The organism is Pseudomonadota bacterium, from assembly GCA_036339585.1.
Classification (GTDB): domain Bacteria; phylum Pseudomonadota; class Alphaproteobacteria; order UBA8366; family UBA8366; genus UBA8366.
On the sequence record JAYZAS010000021.1, the window covers coordinates 139,246 to 159,969 of the forward strand.

The following is a 20,724-nucleotide window of genomic DNA, read 5'->3' on the forward strand; positions in this document are numbered from 1 at the left end:
ACGTGCCCTCAACTGCTCATGACGGTAACAGACGTTTTGTAATAGAAAAAAACAGTTTATACGGCATGTACCTTAGTAATTTGATTATTATTGAGAAACGCGTAGGGAAGGTGATTTCAAACCTGTTAGACTTCAGTCCCTTGTAGAGAGCGTCGGCTGCATCATCAACTTCCATCAAAAAAGGCATTTTAAACTGATTTTTGTCAGTCAACGGTGTTTTTACGAACCCGGGGTTAACAATCTGTAATTTTATTCCATATTCAGAAAGCTCCGGGTGTAGGGATTCCGTGAGGTTGATAAGCGCTGCCTTTGATGCCCCATAACCTGCAGCTCCAGGAAGCCCAACGTACCCAGACAGAGAGGAGACGACAGCAATCGCGCCCGCACCTCTTGAACGCATTTTTTTTGCTAGAGGGTGCAGACAGTTTACCGTTCCAACGAAATTCAGCTGCATTAACGCCGTAACATTTTTCCCGCATGTCGTCTTTGCCGTATCTGCAACATAAGTTCCGGCATTGAGTACTGCTAGGTCAATCGCACCGCAGCTAGTTTCGATCCTTTCTAATATTGAACAGATTTCAGAACTGGCTGTCACGTCAGCGGCAAACGGATATATTGTGCCTGGGAGCATTTTAGACTCGTCCGCCAATGTCTCTAACCTTGCCACTGAGCGAGCTGTAGCCGCTACGGTCCATTCTTCAGACGCCATCTTAAGCGCTAAAGCACGACCAATACCTGAACTAGCACCAGTAATCCAAACAATTTTGGATTTCGTTGTCTCAGGCATTGTCAACAGTGACTACATTTTTGCTGTAATCCACCAAGTAACAATCTTAATCCTCCTTAACGAATTTACGGTCAAGAGTGTAGCTGAATTCGGCGCCGCCTACTTGAAAAGCTGTTTTAACCCAATCCCCAGATTGGGAGTACCAGAGGGAGAGTTCCAAGTCGCCGGTAATAACAAAATGCCTAGCAGGAATATTAGCGCTGGGGGTCAACAGCGTAGTGTTGTCTAATTGCTTTATGGTAACATCAAGCAACTTTCCGTGTTGTGTGTCCAAGAGTATTGATTGTGCAGTAGTTTTTGGCGACCAGTAACTAGTAGGGATTATAGTGGGAGGCGCCACGAAGTCCCCGCTTGAGCTTGAAATCCTGAACAAACCGTTTTCAGCTTTCCCCTTCACCCAGTGCTTTTCGCCATCATCATTAGTTTCCGTCGTTATAGAGAGAAGTTTTCCATCCCGCCAAATTTCTGTGTTGCGATGTCTATAACTATAAATGGGAATAAATAGTACTTTAATGTTAATGTCGATCGCTATGTCGACATGCAAATCGCGACCAATTTTGTAAAACTCTAGCGTGTGACGACCGACTTCCGATCCGTCTTGATTAATCTTAAATGCGATTGAGCTGCGCTCTTTCCCATAGCCCTCACCAAAAGCCAAACCAAATATAAGAAATCCGAAAATAAAAATAGCTGGCTTAAAAGATCCAACTGACCACTTTGAAATCTTTTTTCTCATTAGTTCCTTCATTGGGAGTAAATACTCTTGCGCAGAGTCTGATAATCGTCCTATCGATCTCAAAACAAGTTTAGTTGATCCAGAGACCCTCATAATACGTATACCTGTTATATTAGGAGAAGCAACATGAAGATCAATGGTCCTATGTCCCTCTCTGATATTGAGGAACATCTTATAGTTACTAGTCTTCCGTTGCGCCTGGCAGCGAATTCTCCGACGGGATGGCCCATGGTTGTTTCACTTTGGTTTATTTACGACGGCGGAACATTGTTTTGTGCAACGAAACGTCAGGCTAGAATAGCAAGTAGCATTGCACAATCACCCCGGTGTGCCTTTGAGGTCGCTAGGGAAACTGCACCATACTTCGGGGTGCGGGGACAGGGCGTAGCATCCATATCTAATGAGAATGCACATGAGATGCTTGAAAGGCTTGCTAATAGGTATATTTCGAAAGACAAAGCGCAGTTTAAAAAATGGTTGTTAAAACCGTCCGAGGACGAAGTCGTTATAAGTATTAGGCCAGTTGCATTTCACAGCTGGGATTATCGTAAGCGTATGGCAGCCTGACTGATTGGTTCCGACAAGTGCTTTGAAAAACAAAACTTGAAGGGAGCAACGCATGGATTTTAGTGACGAGATGCGTGTGGCCGTGTTTGGTGCTTCCGGTGGAATTGGTAGTGCTCTCGTTGATCAGCTTAACACTGACCCTCGAGTATCGCAGCTTTATCCAATTAGCCGGACAAAAACCTGTGCCAACGCAATAATAATTGATTACGATGACGAAAGCACTATTTCAGGTGCGGCTGAATTGATTAGGGAAGATGGGTCACTGGATTTAGTCATAGTTGCTACCGGACTCCTCCATAACAATAACGGATTATACCCCGAAAAGACTTTCCGAAGCATTGACTCAGGTTCTCTCGAGCAACTTTATCGGGTAAACGTGATCGGACCTGCATTAGTGGCAAAGTATTTTGTTCCACTCCTATCACCTGGTCGTAAAAATGTCTTTGCAATTCTTGGCGCCCGTGTTGGCAGTATTACAGACAATAACATGGGTGGGTGGTATGGTTACAGGATGGCTAAAGCAGCACTTGTTATGCTAACCCGTACGCTTGCGATTGAAAGTGCTAGACGCAACTCGCACACAGTTTGCGTCGCCCTCCACCCAGGCACCGTCAATACCGCGTTATCAAAGCCTTTCCAACGATCCGTGCCAGAAGGCGGTTTAGTGTCATCTTTAGATGCTGCAGCCAACTTACTTAGGGTTATAAATGGCGTTACCCCTGATCAATCAGGGTATCACTTAGCGTGGGACGGCACCCGAATACCGTACTAATAAAAAAGCCTACAAGGTAGTTTAAGTGGTGGGCCCGGCAGGACTTGAACCTGCAACCAAACCGTTATGAGCGGTTTGCTCTAACCAAATTGAGCTACGGGCCCAAGAAGAAGTGACTATAACCTGAGGTCTGTCGGTATTAGTAATCTAAGAAACTACGCAGCTTGCGGGACCGGCTCGGATGCTTCAGTTTTCGCAGTGCTTTTGCTTCTATTTGGCGAATACGCTCTCTAGTGACTGAGAATTGTTGGCCAACCTCCTCTAATGTATGATCAGTGTTCATTCCAATTCCAAATCGCATACGAAGCACTCTTTCTTCTCTTGGAGTCAAACTAGAAAGAACTCGCGTAGTGGTTTCACGAAGGTTAGAGTGAATTGCAGCATCAGAGGGCAAAATTGCATTTTTATCTTCAATGAAATCGCCGAGATGGCTGTCTTCCTCATCACCAATCGGAGTTTCTAGGCTAATAGGCTCTTTCGCAATTTTGAGTACTTTGCGAACTTTCTCAAGTGGCATATGAAGTTTTTCAGATAACTCCTCCGGCGTCGGTTCTCGACCTATCTCATGCAGCATTTGACGCGACGTTCTTACCAGCTTATTTATAGTTTCAATCATATGTACCGGAATACGTATCGTACGCGCCTGATCTGCTATCGAGCGCGTAATTGCTTGGCGTATCCACCACGTTGCATATGTCGAAAACTTATAGCCGCGACGATACTCGAACTTGTCGACCGCCTTCATAAGGCCAATATTCCCTTCCTGTATAAGATCAAGAAACTGAAGGCCCCGGTTGGTGTACTTTTTCGCGATTGATATCACGAGACGAAGATTAGCCTCGACCATTTCTTTTTTGGCCCGACTTGCTTCCCGCTCTCCCTGCTGTACAGATTGAACAATGCGACGGAACTCAGGCAACGGCATAGAAATCTCGCCAGCAGTCTTGGCAATCTCTCCTCGCAACGTTGAGACATCCTCGCTGTGCTTTCTAACAAAACTCTGCCACGGCCGTTTGCGCAAACCTTTCAAATGATCGAACCAGCCGGGATTTAATTCGTGACCGAAATATTGCTCCATAAATGTTTTACGCTCGACACCGCAATTGACGGCCATCCGTAAAATGCGTCCTTCACGACGGTTGAGGCCTTTATTCAGGTCGTAGAGTTGGTGCACCAATTGCTCTATCCGAGAGTTGTTCAGTTGTACACCGTCCATCAGGCCGACGAGTGTTTTTCGGTGTCGTTCATAAGTGCGCTCAGTCGATTTCGAGACCTCTTTTCCACTCTGGATCATATTAAGGCGTTTGTCCTGAGCGCGGTTTAACTTCTTATAAACAGCGCTTATTTCTTTAAACTTTGATAGAATTTCGGGCTTCAGTGTTTCTTCCATTGCAGCTAATGATACCGAAACCTCATCATCATCAGTTTCTTCGTCCTCCGATGTACCCTCATCATCGTGATCATCTGAAAGAGTGTTATTGCTTGCAGATGTAGTTGGTTTGTCGACGCTCAAGTTGTTATTAGCCGCAGTCGGAGGAGGAGTCCCGTACGAAGCTCCGTATGTACTATCTAGATCTATAATGTCCCTAAGTAGAACTTCGCCCTCAACAATAGCATCTTGCCAACGCGCAATCGCACGCATCGTTAGTGCACTTTCACACAACGACCCTATCATCTTCTCACGACCTGCCTCTATTCGCTTTGCAATGGCAATTTCACCCTCTCGCGAGAGCAACTCAACACTTCCCATTTCTCGTAAATACATTCTTACCGGGTCATCTGTGCGCCCGATGTCATCATCAGAGAGGTTCCCAGCAACAGGCGAGTCCTGTTTCTCGTTGCTTGCCGCCTCTGGAGGCCCCCCATTCTCTTCAGATTCTTCGCTGTCAATCACGTTTATATCCATCTCCGCAAAAAGAGTCATCGTGTCTTCAATTTGTTCGGGAGAAACCTGCCCCTGAGGCAGCGCTTTATTTAATTCGTCAATTGTAATATAACCACGTTCTTTAGCTTTCGTAATTAGCTTCTTCAAAGCTGCGCGTCCTATATCCAACAGGGGACGGTCCACAGCTTCGGCGTTAGGTTTACCGTTTACCTTTTGGTTTTTGGTTTTTTTGGCTGCTACTGAATTTGCCATTACCTAATGCTCCCAATCGCATTTTTAATTTTATATCTAATCACAGAGACAATTTAACTAATCAGAATCGATACCGTTACCACCTAACATATCAGCCGTTTCATCTTCCATAACCCGCCGAAAAGCAAGAAAGCGCCGTTCACTTTCTTCGGTTCCATCACCAGCAGCAACTCTGGCACTGGCTAACACCTCTTGCTTTCGCTTAGCCTGCATAAACATGTTCAATGTCTGCTCAAACCCTTTCCGAGCGCGGCTCAACATAACATTATAATCGCCGCTGCCGTCCGATGTGTCACGAGCAAATGCTGCATGTGACATTACTTCTTTACTGCTCAGGCAATTAACAATTGTTTTAAATCCCTGTGCATAGAGGTGGCTTTTTAACTCATCTGCGTCAAGCCCCTGCGTTTTTGTATACCACTGTTGAATTTCCTGAAGCAATTTGTCAAGGTCCGGCGATATGGTTATTTCTGCCAGCGCTTCACCAAACTCATCTAGCAGGACGGGAAAGTTAAGTATCGTCGCAAGCAGGACCTGCATCCGTCGAGACCGCATTGCAGCGACATTTGCCCTCAAATGACCGGTAGACGGCTCTGTAATCTTTCGCGAGTAGTCAACCGGGCGTATAAATTGATTTTTGTGTGAATTGCCACCTACCCGTTTATTTCGGAAGACCTGCCACACTCTATCTCTAAAAATTTGCCTGTAATGTTGCTGCACACTGCCATCCGCGATTACAGAAGCTCTCTTGCCAAGACGAACCTCTAAGTCTGCTCGCCGCTCGGGTGTATCCAGTGTTTTTAACGTATATTCATAAGCCCAAAGCATATCGACGAGAGGCCTCGCGCTAGTTATCACTTCCGAGATTGCTTGCGGTCCTTGTGCCGCAATCAAACTATCCGGGTCGTCGCCTGCCGGCAGATAAGCAAACTGAACTGAACGTCCAGGCCTTAACAATTCTAACGAACGTTCAGCAGCTTTCATAGCGGCCCGCGCACCCGCAGAGTCTCCATCGAAACACAGCACTGGCTCCGAATTCAGCCTCCAAACCTCTTCCAGTTGATTTTCCGTTAAAGCAGTACCTAGAGGCGCCACTGCACCTTTAAAGCCGGCTCGGTCTAGAGAAATCACATCCATGTATCCCTCGACGACAATGACAGGATGACCCTCGTGAGCGGCTTGGCGCGCATTAGCGAGATTGTATAATGTGCGGCCTTTGCTAAAAAGAATTGTATCTGGTGAATTAATATATTTTGCAGTGTTTCCATCTCCCATTAAACGTCCGCCGAACCCTATAACCCGCCCACTGCGATCTGTTATTGGGAAAAGAACCCGGTCACGGAAAAAGGCATAAGCCGGCTGCCCATTATCAGAAGCTCGCAGCAGCCCGCACTCGAGTAGTGAGCTCTCGGAGACTCCTGACTTCCTGAGCGCCACAGGCATTGCATTCCCGGGTGGTGCATAGCCCAAACGAAATTTTGAAATCGTCTCGGCATCCAGTCCTCGCCCCTCAATGTATTTTCGCGCATGATCCCCACACCGCTCTAGTAAGCTTTGTTGAAAAAACTTACATGCCAGATCCATTACTTCATGTAACCCTGACCGCATGTCGCTTCTGGCCCGCTCAGCAGCCGTCGCCCGAGGAACTTCTAGCCCGGCATCTCTAGCGAGCTTTTCAACAGCCTCCGGAAAGCTCAGTCCTTCCACAGCCATGACAAAAGAAAAAATATCTCCATGCTTTCCGCTAGAGAAACAATGATAAAAACCCTTCTCATCATTAACGGTAAAAGAAGGCGTTTTTTCATTGTTAAAAGGGCTTAATCCAATGAACTCGCGACCTTGCTTTTTTAGATTTACCCGCTTGCCACAAATCTCTGAAACCAGTAACCGGGTCCTAATTTCGTCAAGAAAATTTGGTGGGAAGTTCATATATAGATACCAATGTGATACAGGCTAATCTGCCCCATTGTTGGTTTAAACCGAGATAATTTTGCAAGCCTACTCCCACGACGATCAATTCTGCAACCACTAAGCCAAGCTTTGCTTGACCATTGCGCTTGCCTTGCTGAAATCCATCCTACCAGCATAACGTTGGCGGAGAGCAGACATCACTGAGCCCATTTCCTTAAGACCCGAAGCATTGAGTTCCTCTACCATCTGAACGACTGCGGATTTTATTTCTATTTCATCCATTTGTTCTGGCATAAAGGATTTGATAATCTCAATTTCTTGCAATTCACGTGCTGCAAGTTCCGGGCGATTACCTTTCTTATACAAAGCACTGCTATCATGCCGCTGCTTTACCATTGTTTGCAATAGCTGAAGTATCGAATCATCGCCAACACCATCCGCATTGCCCTTGGAACGCGCGGCGATATCTCGGTCTTTTAAGGCCGCTAAGATCAATCGAATTGTCGAAATAGCACAGGTTTCTTGTGATTTAATAGCTTTTTTCAACGACTCGTTGAGCTCTTCGCGCAACATACTATTTACCCTCCCAATTTTATTCCTAAAACCGTAACTAATCTAATTTACTAGTGCAACCTTTTGAAAATAAATAACACGCTGATAAATAGGCACTTTTATATTTTCTCACTTTTACAAGGTCGATTGATCACTTTTGGGGTTTATGTTTTTTTCACACATGTTGATTTTTTAAGTCATAGTGAGGTAGGTCCCTGTCCTATAGCTGTAAGAAATTTGTGGCGCCTGCCCTTTAAAGAGAAAATCCCATATGGCCGTTGCATTAAAGTCTTCGTATATCCCGCCGCCCCAGGCAACGGGGGCTCTAGTTCTATCGGATGGGTCAGTAATGTGGGGGCTCGGAGCTGGAGCGCAGGGAGAGGCACTAGGCGAGATATGCTTCAACACATCGATGACTGGGTATCAAGAAATCATGACCGACCCCTCTTACGCGGGTCAGTTAATCTGTTTCACGTTCCCCCATATCGGCAATGTTGGAACCAACAATGAAGATCTCGAGTCGTTAACGCCGGCTGCACAAGGCTGCATAATTAAGGCAGACATCACTGAACCTTCGAATTGGCGTTCAACCCAAAACTTAAGCGAATGGATGAAAATTCATAAGTTAGTGGCTCTGACTGGCCTCGATACTAGAAAGCTTACCAGATATATTAGGGATAAGGGAGCTACCAACGGTCTACTAATACATTCCAAAAAGAGACGTTTTGATATTTGCAACGCAATAGAAAAAGCGGCGTCCTTTGAAGGTCTCAAAGGCATGGACCTCGCGAAAGAAGTCAGTTGCAAAAATAGTTACGAGTGGCATGAAGGCTTTTGGTCGCCAGTGAAGGATAAAACTACGCCCCCCCCCTCTCAGCATCATGTAGTTGCAATCGATTACGGTGCAAAACACAATATTCTTCGGTGCCTCGCTCAATTCCGATGCAAAATTACCGTTGTACCGGCGACGACAGATGCAACAACTATTCTGGATCTAAAGCCGGATGGTGTTTTTCTTTCAAATGGCCCGGGGGACCCTGCAGCAACAGGGGTTTATGCCGAACCTACCATTAAAAAATTGCTTTATGCAGAAAAACCATTGTTCGGTATCTGCCTAGGGCATCAGCTTCTTGCACGTGCATTAGGAGCTAATACAGAAAAAATGCATCACGGCCATCGAGGCGCAAATCATCCGGTTAAAAATATCACAAATGGCAGAGTTGAAATAACCAGCCAAAACCATGGATTTGTAGTCTTAAAAGATTCACTTCCGGATGAAGTTTCAGTGAGTCATGTATCATTATTCGACAACAGCCTCGAAGGCATACAACTCAAAAACAGACCCGTATTTTCGGTGCAATACCACCCCGAAGCATCCCCGGGGCCACAAGACAGCCACTACCTATTTCAAAGTTTCATTCAAAACATAGAGAAAGCGTCCAAAATCCGTGCCTAAACGTACTGATCTCAAGTCAATCTGCATCATCGGGGCTGGACCAATCGTCATTGGGCAAGCTTGTGAGTTTGACTATTCGGGGACACAAGCGTGCAAAGCATTAAGAGACGAGGGATACCGTGTAATTCTAATAAACTCTAATCCTGCCACGATTATGACTGACCCCGAAACAGCCGATGCTACTTACGTTGAACCAATCACACCCAAAACTGTCGCAAAAGTCCTTGAACGTGAGAAACCAGACGCTGTCCTACCAACGATGGGAGGACAGACAGCACTCAACACCGCACTCGACCTTTTCCATGACGGCACTTTAAAACGACTTGATGTGGAATTGATAGGAGCAAGAGCCGACGTAATAGCTAAAGCTGAAGATCGCAAATTATTTCGAGAAGCAATGACAAAAATTGGACTCCAAACACCACGAAGTGCGCTGGTAAATAATTTGGGGGACGCTTGTGAAGCAATGAAAGAGATAGGATTGCCCGCTATTCTGCGTCCCTCTTTTACGCTCGGTGGTACAGGTGGCGGAATTGCATACAATCGTCAACAATATATGGAGTTGTTGGAAACAGGTCTGCGCGCATCTCCTACCTCTGAAGTATTGGTGGAAGAGTCTGTGCTCGGTTGGAAAGAATTTGAGATGGAGGTGGTTCGAGATAATCTAGATAATTGTATTATAATCTGCTCTATCGAAAACATTGATCCAATGGGAATTCATACTGGAGATTCAATTACTGTCGCGCCAGCCCTTACACTCAGCGATAAAGAATATCAAATCTTGCGTGACGCTTCGATTGCGTGCCTTCGAGAAATAGGTGTTGACACCGGCGGGTCTAACGTGCAGTTCGCGATCAATCCAAAAAATGGCCGCATGGTTATCATTGAAATGAACCCGCGAGTATCACGTTCCTCTGCATTGGCCTCTAAAGCTACCGGCTTTCCTATTGCAAAGATTGCCGCCAAACTAGCTATAGGATACACGCTCGACGAACTGACCAATGATATAACCGAAGTGACGCCCGCAAGTTTTGAGCCGACAATCGATTATATTGTTACAAAAATACCACGCTTTACTTTTGAGAAATTTTCTGGTGCAGAGCCCACACTAACTACAGCTATGAAGTCAGTTGGCGAGGCGATGTCAATAGGCCGAAGTTTTCCGGAAAGCCTTCAAAAAGCACTGCGCTCGATGGAGACGGGCCTTTCGGGCTTTGACGAGGTCACGCTGGCTGGAGCCGAGGATAATGATAAAAGCAAAATGTTAGGAGCATTACGCCAGCCGATACCCTTTCGAATTCTTTTAATTGCACAAGCATTCCGACATGATCTGGAACTGGAAGAAATTTATGAAGCCTGCAAGGTGGACCCTTGGTTTCTAAGGCAGATAAGTGTTATTGTCGAAGCGGAAGCAGCGATTGCAAAATCGGGATTGCCCAAAACAGCTTCAGAATTTCTTCGTATCAAAAAACTGGGGTTTAGTGACTCTCGGCTAGCCAAATTAGTGAGGACATCTGAACAATTAGTTGCTAAGGCACGCCTAAAATTGGGGGTAGCTCCCGTATTTAAACAGATAGATACGTGCGCGGCAGAATTCCCATCTAAAACACCGTACCTTTATTCCACTTATGAGGGTGACGGTTTTGAGCCAGCCGAGACTGAAGCTGAGGTTTCAGATCGCAAAAAAGTTATTATTCTCGGCGGTGGCCCAAATAGGATAGGTCAAGGTATTGAATTTGATTATTGTTGTGTCCACGCTGTCTATGCGCTGCGAGATGCGGGTTATGAAACCATCATGATTAACTGTAATCCAGAAACTGTATCAACGGACTATGATACTTCTGACAGGCTTTATTTTGAACCTCTGACTGCGGAAGATGTCATCTCTATTATCCGTGCCGAACAAGGAAAAGGGGACTTAGTAGGGGTGATAGTTCAATTCGGTGGTCAGACGCCACTGAAGCTAGCCAATGATCTAGAAAAGATTGGAGTGCCTATCCTTGGGACTTCACCTGACGCAATTGATTTGGCCGAGGATCGATCACGATTCCAATGTCTTTTAAAGAAACTTAAACTACGACAGCCAGATGCGGGAACTGCAACCTCACTCCCAGAAGCACGCAAAATTGCATCAAAAGTTGGTTATCCCGTTTTATTGAGGCCATCCTACGTGCTTGGTGGCAGGGCGATGGAGTTGATCCACGATGAAACTGAATTGAAACGCTACATGACAACTGCAGTGCGCGTTTCCGGGGATCACCCCGTTCTAGTGGACCACTTCCTCGCCGGTGCCATTGAGGTTGACGTGGATGCCCTGTCTGACGGCGAAGAAGTGTTGATCGCGGGCATCATGGAACATATTGAAGAAGCCGGTATTCATTCTGGTGACAGCGCGTGCTCCCTACCACCATACTCGCTCTCAGGCGATATCATCACCGAGATTAAACGGCAAACCAAAGAACTTGCTATGGCTCTTGGTGTTGTCGGGTTAATGAATGTACAATACGCAATAAAAGATAAGAAAGTGCTACTTATAGAGGTCAATCCGCGCGCAAGTAGAACAGTTCCATTCGTTGCGAAGGCCACAGGTATAGCTATCGCTAAAATTGCTGCGAGATTAATGACTGGAGAAAAAATAAGGAACTTCCAGTTCGCGTCGACTGCAAATTCTCATCATGTGGCAGTGAAAGAAGCAGTGTTTCCGTTCGCACGTTTCCCGGGGGTCGATGTGGTGCTTGGCCCCGAAATGAAATCCACTGGTGAAGTTATGGGTATCGACTGTGATTTTGGCCGCGCATTTGCCAAGTCACAAATAGGAAGTGGCATTAAGCTCCCAAAAACTGGCTGCGTTTTCATCTCAGTTAAAGATCAAGATAAAGGCTTATTTATCGAGCCTGCGCGCGATTTAATAAAACTCGGCTTTACTTTGATCGCCACCCGAGGCACCGCAAAGTTCCTAGCGGCAGAAGGCATACCAATCAGTAATGTCAACAAAGTCGCCGAGGGACAGCCGCATGTTGTAGACGCGATGATTAACGGTGATGTGCAACTTGTATTCAACACTACTGAAGACGTTCAAGCTATAAAGGACAGTTTTAGCATTCGTCGCACAGCTCTCTCGCATTCGGTACCCTATTACACGACATTCGCTGGTGCTCGCGCGGCAATCAAGGCAATCATGGCAATAAAACAGGGCACTCTTGATGTGGCACCGTTGCAATCCTACTTCAATTGAGTAAAGTACACGACTATCTCCTTTTCCACGAAGATTATGGTATAATACATCCTTTTGAGTGTATGATGCGAGTTTGCGCAGATAAATAAAGTGGTGATTCAAAATGGAACGCTTCCCAATTACAGCCGATGGAGCATCGCGGATGCAAGACGAGTTGCGAAATCTAAAAACAGTCGACCGGCCGGCAATAATCAAAGCTATAGCAGCAGCGCGTGAGCATGGAGATTTGTCCGAAAATGCTGAATACCATGCTGCACGTGAGCAACAGAGTTTCATCGAAGGACGTATCATGGAGCTTGAAGATAAAACAAGTCGCATGGATATAATCGACGTCAAAGCTTTGAAAGGAAAACAAGTAAAATTTGGAGCAACAGTCACTGTTGCCGACGAGGATACGGACGAAAAGTCAACATTCCAAATTGTTGGCGAGTATGAGGCTGATCCAGGCAACGGCCGCATATCGGTAACGTCACCAATTGCGCGCGCATTAATTGGAAAATCAGCAGGTGATAGCGCAGAGGTAAACACACCCCGCGGTCAAAAAGACTACGAAATTATAAAAGTTGGCTACAAATAATATTTTGCAACAATATCTGACGTTTCCATTTATAAAATGGCGTTCTTGAACAGGCGTTAACAAAACGGATAAAACGTCTTTTTTAATCGAAAACCTGTATTGCACATCATCATACTGTTGTTTTGGGGTAGCGCCAACATTTGCCAATATACAATGGCAATAATCGCTGTTTTGCACCAATTTAACATGCAGGGCGTCGCCCATCTACCGTTATCGTTTAATGTTATAGGTGGTAGCTATCAAAAAAGCTGAATCAATCCAGTGTAGTACCGATAGTATCCACATCTTTTTCTATTGGCACACCGAAGTCCTGCTTCGAAGCTCTTATTGCTAGTGCCGACTTAACATGACTAACATTAGGGGCTGCAGTAAGCGTGGAAGTTAAAAAATTATTGTAAGATTCCCAATCACCGGCCACGACACGCAGTAGAAAGTCCGTGTCCCCAGCAAGCATATAGCAATCGCGAACTTGCGGCCACCCTTCAACCAGCGCCTCAAATGCGGCAAGGTCATTGTCAGCTTGGCTTTTGAGACCCACCTGTGCAAACACTGTGACTCCGTAACCCAGCATTTCGCCATCAATATCCGCATGATACCCGCGGATAACGCCAGATTTTTCGAGTGCCCTAACTCGACGCAAACACGGGGGAGCGGAAATTTTCGCACGACGTGCTAAATCTACGTTAGTCATGCGTCCACTAGCCTGTAAATCTCGTAGAATACTCAAATCAATATTGTCTAACTTGACCCTGCCCATAGTGATGTTCCTTTTTTTGTCGCGCAATAATATTACAAAGATTAAGATGTGCGAAACACTATTTAGACCGAAATGACACAACGGTAACAAAGCAACAAAGGATCTGTATTACCTTTGACTACCACTTCTCTCTCGATCTGGACTTTGACCGATGGTAAAATCGGCATGGCTAATCAGTGCCTTGGTTTAGCCGAAGCATTGCTTGGTCGAGTTGATGAGGGAACCATCGTAGAAAAAGTCATTCTCCCAAAGGCACCATGGAAATGGCTGCCCGCCAGAGTGTGGCCCTCTTTCATAGACTTCGCAGGTCCAGGTAGCGATGCGATCGAAATGCCGTGGCCGGATGTTGTTATCAGCTGTGGACGTAATGCCGTGGGTCCGGCTCTAGCGATCAAATCACGGAGTTCTGGCACAACATTCATTATTCATGTCCAACACCCTCGAGTAAAAATATCGCATTTTGACCTAATTTCTGCCCCGATCCACGATGGGCTACGTGGTCATAATGTTATTCAAGTTAATGGATCCATGCACCGTGTCACACCTGACGCGCTTAGACGTGCCTCACGTCAGTTTTCAAAAATAATTGATCCATTGCCCCACCCCAGAATTGCAGTTCTCATTGGCGGAAGCAACAGTAGTTATAACATGACTGCTGGGACCATAAGGCGTATTGCGCGAGACTTGGTTGCCATTAACAGACAAACGGGGGCCGGGCTGATGATTACTACGTCACGGCGGACAACCGAGGCCAATTTCAAACTTTTAAGCAACGCAGTAGAGGATATTCCAAATGTCTTTTGGAATGGGAAAGGCAAAAACCCCTACTTCGCTTTTTTATCTGCCGCTGACGCAATTATCGTAACGTGCGACTCTGTCAATATGATTACAGAGGCAGCTGCTTCAGGCAAACCATTACTTATAGCTGAGCTCGAGGGGAAAAATCGCAAATTTGAAATCTTTCATCAGTCGCTTTATCTTCAAGGTATTGCTAGACCATTCAAAGGGTACCTAGAAGAATGGAGCTACCAGCCCTTAAATGAACCAGCACGGGTAGCAAAAGAAGCACTGCGGCGTATCGAAGCAACCCAAAGGTAATTAACTTCTCTGGGTTTCACTTACTAAAGCAGTTCGATTATGCTATCAATCGTCAATGCAACACACAACAACCACGTTCAAGTATGTCCGATGTTAAATTTAGCGGCTTTTCGTGACATGCCTCTCGAGCGCGCCCCTTTTGATCATTTAATAGTCCCAAATTTTATTTGCGATTCGGCTCTTGCCGATATAAATGAAAGTTTTCCTTCAATCCGACATCCAGGCAGTTTCCCAATAAGCGCTCTGAAAATACGAGGGGTTTTTGAAAATTTTGTCGATCAACTCAGAGGAAAAGAGTTCGAACAGGCAATAGGTAATAAGTTCTCAATCGACCTCTCAAACCAGCCAAACATGTTGACAGTCCGGGGACAATGTCGAGCTCAAGATGGAAAAATACACCGTGACTCCGGAGGGAAAATTATTACTGTCTTAGTTTATTTGAATGGGCACTGGGATCAATCGGGCGGACAGCTTCGCCTTTTACGGTCAGAAAATGATATCGAAGACTATTCAGTAATAGTTCCTCCTGTCGCAGGGACGCTGCTCGCCTTCCGTTGTGACGATAATGCGTGGCACGGCCACAAATCATATGAGGGAGAACGACGTTCTATGCAATTAAACTGGGTGAGGGGCCGTACCTATTTGTGGAGGGAAGCATTACGGCACAACTTATCCGCAATGTTGAAAAACTTTAGTGGCCGGAATTAGGCAGGAAACCCATAAAAATGGAACCAGAATGGCGCTAAATATAGAAACATTTAATAATAAGAGCGGCGGTTTCAGTGCATTTAAAGCTATTGGCCACCCATTGGTTATGAAAAAAGCAGTGGCCTTGATAAATCAGCTCGCTGAGAGTGGGCAAATAGCTATCTTTGATCCTCAGGGACTGGCTAACGCTTTCGCGGAGATGCATGACTGCAGTCGATTGCAGGTTAACGGCTGCTACATACAAGACGTTGAGATGATAGGTACTAAAGTGTTCGGACTAGAGGCACAATCCATTACCAAATTATCTCCTAGCGTGGCGGATACAATTTTTGTTGTAACCTTTGACGCCGCTAGAGTAATGGAAAATATTAGTCACATCGTAGGCTGTAATGCCAAAATCTTCAGTCTCGATGATATGCGTCTTGATGATGCGATGCTTACAAATCGACGTCATTATTTGGATCCGATCAATTTCGCCACAAACTTCGCATTTTTCAGAGACACGGGCACAAAACACACCCGTCTAGTAAGCGCTAACTATTGGGCAGGTTATGGGGCCAAAAATATAAAGATTTGGTGTAGGCTTTTTGGCAGCACGGGCGAAATTCTTGCAGACTGGGAGCAATCCTTGGATGATAAAGTTTCAACGATTGTTATTGATTCGGAAGAAATACGTCGTCGATTTGAGCTCGGAGATTTTTCAGGCCAACTATTTATTCATATTGTAGGTGCAGCTGGGCATGACGTAGTCAAATATGCGCTAGATACCTATGGTAATGATGAAACGGTGCTTTCATGCACACACGACGCCAATGCATGGCCTGCAGACTTATATGGGGGTCTGCCAGCCCCGAGATTGGGTGAGAAGGTGCTGCTTTGGGTACAAAATAGTCATCCGTGTCCAATTAAAAAGGGTGCAATTGGACTAAATCGGATGGGTGATAAAGATATAGTCTGGCTCGACAAAGAAATACCCGCATTTGCCTCCTTGCCATTAGATGTTTCAAGTCTGCTACCCGATGTAAAATGGCCGGCCCAGATTGAGATCAATGCTGGTAAACATTTTGTTAGGCCGCGTTACGAAATAACAACAGCCCAAGGTAGGAGCCGCATAAGCCATCCTAATGTAGAACGCAGTGACCTAGAAACAGACGCCAAAATTCCCGAGCTTAATATTCATTTAGGCAAGGGTTACCTTTTACCTGCTCCATTATTGCCCTTCGAACGGTTCAAGACAACAATTCTTCCAACGCCCATGGCTACTAACCAGGAGAATTTGCCAGTCGCAGCTGTCGCTTATGATCATCAGGGTAATGAAATTGCGCGACATAGATTCGGATGTTTAAGACGAAATCACGAGGAATATTTAGACGCAGACCTTTGGTTAGGTAGCAACCAAAAGCATTGTTTAAAGGCTGGTTATGGCCATGTCGAATTGGTTTATGATTTCTCCGATGGCGGTGAGGCGGATGGGTGGCTTCACGGATTGTTCCGTTACGAAGACCGGCATAATGGCCATGCCGCAGAGACCAGTTTTGGAGCACACATTTTCAATAGCATCCTCACATACAAGAATGAACCACAATCGTATGTTGGTCCCCCGCCTGGATTAAGTACTCGTCTTTTTCTTCGTACCGGACGAAAAACACAAGAAGCGTTATGTCATTTAATCTATCCCGCCTCCACTCCATGGCATGAATTTAGTCGAACAGAGCTAATCTTGCACAACCGAAACGGCCAGATCATTACAACCGAGAACATTAGTATTCCTTGTGGCGGATCATTGCATTTCCGGTACAGTGAAACATTTGACATCGCCAGCATTACAGAAGCTGGCGAGGATTCCTACGTGCTCATCCGAGACACGACTTGCCGGCTTTTCGGATACCACGGACTCAGTGACCGCGAAAATAGTTTTAGCCTAGACCACATGTTTGGTTTTTAAAAAGAGGTCGCTAGGATGGCAATCGACTGGGATAAACTTCGTGTCTTTCACGCAGTTGCAGAGGCTGGAAGTTTCACACATGCGGCGGACACGTTAAATTTGAGCCAATCAGCAATTAGCAGACAAATAAGTACACTAGAAACCAGCCTTGAAAATACTTTGTTTCATCGCCACGCGCGGGGTTTGATGCTCACCGAGCACGGAGAGAACCTTTACCGAACGACCCATGATGTTTTCCACAAACTTGCCATGGTTGAGGCCCAAATCACGGAAGATAAAAAACGCCCAAGTGGACCTTTGAAGATTACTACCACTGTAGCACTCGGATCGCTTTGGCTTACTCCGCGAATAAAGAAATTCATAGACACCTACCCGGAAGTCGAGGTGCATTTAGTTTTAACCGATGGTGAGCTTGACCTCGGCATGCGAGAGGCTGATATTGGGATTCGGCTCTCGGCACCACAACAACCGGACCTCATTCAACGGACCCTAATGCCGGTGAGATCACATGTGTATGCATCGCCAGAATACCTCGAAGAAAAGGGCACTCCTCAAACACCCGAAGAGCTTGACAACCACAGATTGATTGTTTACGGCAGCGACTTATCGCCACCGGTCCCCTCTATTAACTGGCTTCTCGACTTGGGTGCAAAGACAGGACAAAAAAGAGAACCCGTGCTAACCGTAAACAATCTCTACGGCGTTTATCGAGCAGCACGCGGTGGGCTTGGCCTTGCGGGCTTACCCGATTATATGATCGCTCACGACAGTAATTTAGTGAAAGTTTTGCCTCAATTCGGTGGACCTAAAATTCAAACCTTTTTTGTTTACCCAGAGGAATTACGCCACTCAAAAAGGATAGCGGTTTTCAGAGAATTCTTACTTCGTCAAGTTAATCAGAAACCCTTTCAGTCCTCCCCAGACTAACGTCGGCTTCGCTTTGGGATGAAGTTAGACTGAATAGCTCAATTTCGTGGCACAAAATAAAGAACCAAGGACGTGCCTGCCCCTAAAACAGCGATTACGTTTTTTTAAAAAACTAAGTGCCTAATTCGAATGAAATTTACATTACCCACAATATTGTTTTCGCTTAATGTTTCGATCAACGGTACAGCTTGGCACCCAACTCCGTCCTCATTCCAGTGTACAAACCAGCTACGAAATCCCCATACCCGTTATACATTAATGTGGGAATTCTGTTTGCTTTACCGAGAGGCTGTTCAGTTGCCTGGCTCCAACGCGGATGAGCCACCGACGGATTGACGTTTGCCCAGAATCCATATTCCCCACCTTGCGCTCTCTCCCAAAATGTTTTCGGGCGATTTTTCACGAAAGTAAACCGTGTGATTGATTTGATTGACTTAAATCCGTACTTCCAAGGGACCACAAGTCGAAGTGGCGCTCCATTTTGTTTGGGGATAGGCCTGCCATACATGCCGGTTGCGATAAAAGACAACTCATTTGCAGCTTCAGCCATAGTAAGACATTCCACATATGGCCAATCATACCATGTTTGACGAACACCTGGCATGTATGAATCGTCTGCGATTGTTTCCATTCTCAGATACTTTGCATCCAAAGTAGGTTTGGCAAGATCAAGTAATGAACGTAATGAAAACCCACTCCAAGGAACAATCATTGACCAAGCTTCAACACAACGAAAACGGTACACCCTTTCTTCGAGTTGCATCTGCCGTAACAAGCCGTCGATGTCAATTTTGATTACTTTTTCAACCTCACCGTCAATGAGAATTTGCCAAGGGTAAATTTTCATAGCCTGAGCAGCGGGCGCGATATTTTTATGACTTCCGAATTCATAGAAATTGTTATAACGGGTAACTAAGTTTTCCTCCGTCACAGAGCGATCCACCATGTATCGTAGGTTTCGTAAAACCGGATACAGGTTTGATTTTGACTTGACATCTGGACTGGCTAAACAGGGATTTGATTTCAAAAAGGTGGCAAAACCCGTCGACGCTCCCAAAAGCCCTGCTGCTTTTAAGATTTTTCGTCTTGCTACGAATGTTTTTTCATCAGTTGTGGAGTGTTCTGCCAGCTCCCAACCGTACCTTCGCTTTATCAACATTCCAAAACTCCACAGGTTTGCCTCTTGGTACAGACTAGTTAGCTTGGCCTTCGATGCAATATGACGTTTAGATTAACGGGATGCCATTTTTAGTGATTTAACTTTACACCAATGGCTAGGCAACCCCTAATAGACGCAAGAAGCGAGTGCAGACAAACTAACAATAAACCAATTGAGGAGCATCTCAATGTTTCCGTTCAAGCCAGCTGAGGCTTTCGCCGTCAACAAAGACCTGAATATTGAAATTCTTACACTTGAAGGCACCGATAATACTGTAGTCATAGCGGATGAATTCTACCAAAATCCAGATATCGTGAGAAATATTATCCTGCAAACCCCTTACCCGGTTTGGAAGGATCAGCCAGACACACGAAACTTCATCGATTACTATGATTGTCGGCAGTCTCAGAAGTTACCGTATTTGGAGGCCCAGCAAGCAGTGAAGCAAATTGCTGAGCAATTCCTCCACATACAAATTCACTCTCCGTCCACTTTCTTCAATAGCAACATATTTCGGCTTATAAATGATCAACCCAAAAATAGCCAAGCATACCCCCATGATGACGGAAATCTTGTTACAGCGTTAGTAATGCTTAACACCGAACAAGAGTGTTCCGGAGGAACTGCTTTCTATCGATCAAAAAAACCACCGCTTGATCGTATGCCGGCTGACCCGACTATGCATGAGGCGATTCACAAAACTATTTTTACTAAAAATAACTATGAAACGGGTAGTGACTATTTTCTGGAGAATTTCGAACAATATTGGGAAGTCCTCGGTATCATTCCCATGGTTTACAACCGTCTCTTAGTTTATCCTGGCGTTATGTTTCATGGGGCTTGGCATGAACGCAACTCATTCAGAGATCATTATCGTATTAATCAGGCCATGTTCATTGGCGATGTTACTTACGATATGAATTTCTGGGACAAGTAACTAATTGGTAGGAAAACTTTACCTAGAGCCTTTTTTTTGATGGCGTCGCCTAACTCAACTGCCATGGGTAAAAGATATCGCCGAAAATCAGATAGTCTTTGCTTGTTTTTCAGCACACAATCCACGTTTGTTAGATTGCGGCCATTCAGGGTTTATTACTTCATTAATATAGAAACTTTGCTGCTCCAAGAGGCTTAAATAATAAAATTTATATTTGCTTGGGTTTGAATTAACGTACCAATTCCGCACCACCAAATTGGTCTGTAGAAAGACTATAACAAGCAACAGGCCGCTAAAAATTGCAAACGTTGAGTTTTTGGAGAAGAGCAAATTTGCTTATTAACTGAGGGGTTTTGGAGAAAAATCTTGCTGATTGGGCTCAGAACTAGGGGGGCGGTTGATCCTGCCATCTTTTATGCATGTGACAGATTTGCAACAGTGTTGAACAAGAATATTGCAAAAT

17 protein-coding genes and 1 tRNA gene are annotated in these 20,724 nt (G+C 45.3%); 10 read left to right on the forward strand and 8 right to left on the reverse strand.

All coding sequences use genetic code 11. The features are described 5' to 3' along the window. Positions 1-16: 16 nt before the first annotated feature. Both VX941_12245 and VX941_12250 read right to left on the reverse strand, forming a co-directional pair. Positions 17-787 carry an SDR family NAD(P)-dependent oxidoreductase gene (locus VX941_12245; protein MEE2934176.1) on the reverse strand — a complete coding sequence of 257 codons (771 nt, stop codon included), beginning with the start codon at positions 785-787 and terminating at the stop codon, positions 17-19. A gap of 46 nt (positions 788-833) precedes the next feature. Next, complete coding sequence (locus VX941_12250; GenBank protein MEE2934177.1) at positions 834-1,523, reverse strand: DUF6134 family protein; 690 nt, start codon at positions 1,521-1,523, stop codon at positions 834-836. Positions 1,524-1,649: 126 nt separating this feature from the next. On the opposite strand from VX941_12250, the gene VX941_12255 reads away from it, so the two are divergent. After that, on the forward strand, positions 1,650-2,090 hold the full coding sequence (locus VX941_12255) for a pyridoxamine 5'-phosphate oxidase family protein (GenBank protein ID MEE2934178.1): 441 nt from the start codon (positions 1,650-1,652) through the stop codon (positions 2,088-2,090). Between the two features lie 52 nt (positions 2,091-2,142). Then, a complete protein-coding gene (locus VX941_12260) occupies positions 2,143-2,862 on the forward strand; it encodes an SDR family NAD(P)-dependent oxidoreductase (GenBank protein ID MEE2934179.1) in 720 nt (239 codons plus the stop codon). A gap of 26 nt (positions 2,863-2,888) precedes the next feature. On the opposite strand, the gene VX941_12265 is transcribed toward VX941_12260, so the two are convergent. The 4 genes from VX941_12265 to VX941_12280 form a co-directional block, all read right to left on the reverse strand. After that, positions 2,889-2,966 (reverse strand) — tRNA-Ile (locus tag VX941_12265). Positions 2,967-3,001: 35 nt separating this feature from the next. Further along, entirely contained in the window at positions 3,002-4,999 is a 1,998-nt protein-coding gene (gene rpoD / locus VX941_12270) for an RNA polymerase sigma factor RpoD (GenBank protein MEE2934180.1), read from the reverse strand. 57 nt (positions 5,000-5,056) lie between these two features. Then, complete coding sequence (gene dnaG, locus VX941_12275; GenBank protein MEE2934181.1) at positions 5,057-6,928, reverse strand: DNA primase; 1,872 nt, start codon at positions 6,926-6,928, stop codon at positions 5,057-5,059. 99 nt (positions 6,929-7,027) lie between these two features. Next, complete coding sequence (locus VX941_12280; GenBank protein ID MEE2934182.1) at positions 7,028-7,483, reverse strand: GatB/YqeY domain-containing protein; 456 nt, start codon at positions 7,481-7,483, stop codon at positions 7,028-7,030. A gap of 250 nt (positions 7,484-7,733) precedes the next feature. On the opposite strand from VX941_12280, the gene carA reads away from it, so the two are divergent. The 3 genes from carA to greA all read left to right on the forward strand — a co-directional run bounded on the left by carA (position 7,734) and on the right by greA (position 12,730). Next, the gene (carA, locus tag VX941_12285; protein MEE2934183.1) at positions 7,734-8,918 is read left to right on the forward strand and encodes a glutamine-hydrolyzing carbamoyl-phosphate synthase small subunit; all 1,185 of its coding nucleotides are present in this window, start codon (positions 7,734-7,736) and stop codon (positions 8,916-8,918) included. Next, on the forward strand, positions 8,911-12,153 hold the full coding sequence (gene carB / locus VX941_12290) for a carbamoyl-phosphate synthase large subunit (protein ID MEE2934184.1): 3,243 nt from the start codon (positions 8,911-8,913) through the stop codon (positions 12,151-12,153). The genes carA and carB overlap by 8 nt, the downstream gene beginning before the upstream one ends. Positions 12,154-12,256: 103 nt before the next feature. Beyond that, entirely contained in the window at positions 12,257-12,730 is a 474-nt protein-coding gene (greA, locus tag VX941_12295; GenBank protein ID MEE2934185.1) for a transcription elongation factor GreA, read from the forward strand. A gap of 253 nt (positions 12,731-12,983) precedes the next feature. On the opposite strand, the gene VX941_12300 is transcribed toward greA, so the two are convergent. Continuing rightward, positions 12,984-13,487, reverse strand: coding sequence for an Lrp/AsnC family transcriptional regulator (locus VX941_12300; GenBank protein MEE2934186.1), 504 nt, complete (start codon positions 13,485-13,487; stop codon positions 12,984-12,986). A gap of 114 nt (positions 13,488-13,601) precedes the next feature. On the opposite strand from VX941_12300, the gene VX941_12305 reads away from it, so the two are divergent. Genes VX941_12305 through VX941_12320 form a run of 4 tightly spaced genes read left to right on the forward strand, consistent with a single transcriptional unit; the run spans position 13,602 to position 18,165 of the window. Next, positions 13,602-14,585 (forward strand): mitochondrial fission ELM1 family protein, encoded by a 984-nt coding sequence (locus VX941_12305; GenBank protein MEE2934187.1) that lies wholly within the window; start codon positions 13,602-13,604, stop codon positions 14,583-14,585. A gap of 39 nt (positions 14,586-14,624) precedes the next feature. Beyond that, a complete protein-coding gene (locus tag VX941_12310) occupies positions 14,625-15,293 on the forward strand; it encodes a 2OG-Fe(II) oxygenase (protein MEE2934188.1) in 669 nt (222 codons plus the stop codon). Between the two features lie 28 nt (positions 15,294-15,321). Next, entirely contained in the window at positions 15,322-17,238 is a 1,917-nt protein-coding gene (locus VX941_12315; GenBank protein ID MEE2934189.1) for a hypothetical protein, read from the forward strand. 21 nt (positions 17,239-17,259) lie between these two features. Then, positions 17,260-18,165 (forward strand): LysR family transcriptional regulator, encoded by a 906-nt coding sequence (locus VX941_12320; protein MEE2934190.1) that lies wholly within the window; start codon positions 17,260-17,262, stop codon positions 18,163-18,165. Positions 18,166-18,340: 175 nt separating this feature from the next. On the opposite strand, the gene msrP is transcribed toward VX941_12320, so the two are convergent. Continuing rightward, on the reverse strand, positions 18,341-19,324 hold the full coding sequence (gene msrP, locus VX941_12325) for a protein-methionine-sulfoxide reductase catalytic subunit MsrP (protein MEE2934191.1): 984 nt from the start codon (positions 19,322-19,324) through the stop codon (positions 18,341-18,343). Between the two features lie 187 nt (positions 19,325-19,511). Here msrP and VX941_12330 point away from each other — a divergent pair, with 187 nt between their 5' ends. Next, positions 19,512-20,261: a DUF6445 family protein gene (locus VX941_12330; GenBank protein MEE2934192.1), complete on the forward strand. Its 750-nt coding sequence runs from the start codon at positions 19,512-19,514 to the stop codon at positions 20,259-20,261. Positions 20,262-20,724 lie beyond the last annotated feature (463 nt).

What these genes read in the sequence shown, in the direction of transcription:
- VX941_12250 (MEE2934177.1), bottom strand. Translation starts at nt 1,523, where the DNA reads ATGAGAAAAAAGATTTCAAAGTGGTCAGTTGGATCTTTTAAGCCAGCT.
- carA (MEE2934183.1), top strand. Translation starts at nt 7,734, where the DNA reads ATGGCCGTTGCATTAAAGTCTTCGTATATCCCGCCGCCCCAGGCAACG.
- VX941_12315 (MEE2934189.1), top strand. Translation starts at nt 15,322, where the DNA reads ATGGCGCTAAATATAGAAACATTTAATAATAAGAGCGGCGGTTTCAGT.
- VX941_12330 (MEE2934192.1), top strand. Translation starts at nt 19,512, where the DNA reads ATGTTTCCGTTCAAGCCAGCTGAGGCTTTCGCCGTCAACAAAGACCTG.
- VX941_12255 (MEE2934178.1), top strand. Translation starts at nt 1,650, where the DNA reads ATGAAGATCAATGGTCCTATGTCCCTCTCTGATATTGAGGAACATCTT.
- VX941_12280 (MEE2934182.1), bottom strand. Translation starts at nt 7,483, where the DNA reads ATGTTGCGCGAAGAGCTCAACGAGTCGTTGAAAAAAGCTATTAAATCA.
- rpoD (MEE2934180.1), bottom strand. Translation starts at nt 4,999, where the DNA reads ATGGCAAATTCAGTAGCAGCCAAAAAAACCAAAAACCAAAAGGTAAAC.
- VX941_12245 (MEE2934176.1), bottom strand. Translation starts at nt 787, where the DNA reads ATGCCTGAGACAACGAAATCCAAAATTGTTTGGATTACTGGTGCTAGT.
- VX941_12260 (MEE2934179.1), top strand. Translation starts at nt 2,143, where the DNA reads ATGGATTTTAGTGACGAGATGCGTGTGGCCGTGTTTGGTGCTTCCGGT.
- VX941_12310 (MEE2934188.1), top strand. Translation starts at nt 14,625, where the DNA reads ATGCTATCAATCGTCAATGCAACACACAACAACCACGTTCAAGTATGT.
- VX941_12300 (MEE2934186.1), bottom strand. Translation starts at nt 13,487, where the DNA reads ATGGGCAGGGTCAAGTTAGACAATATTGATTTGAGTATTCTACGAGAT.
- greA (MEE2934185.1), top strand. Translation starts at nt 12,257, where the DNA reads ATGGAACGCTTCCCAATTACAGCCGATGGAGCATCGCGGATGCAAGAC.
- dnaG (MEE2934181.1), bottom strand. Translation starts at nt 6,928, where the DNA reads ATGAACTTCCCACCAAATTTTCTTGACGAAATTAGGACCCGGTTACTG.
- msrP (MEE2934191.1), bottom strand. Translation starts at nt 19,324, where the DNA reads ATGTTGATAAAGCGAAGGTACGGTTGGGAGCTGGCAGAACACTCCACA.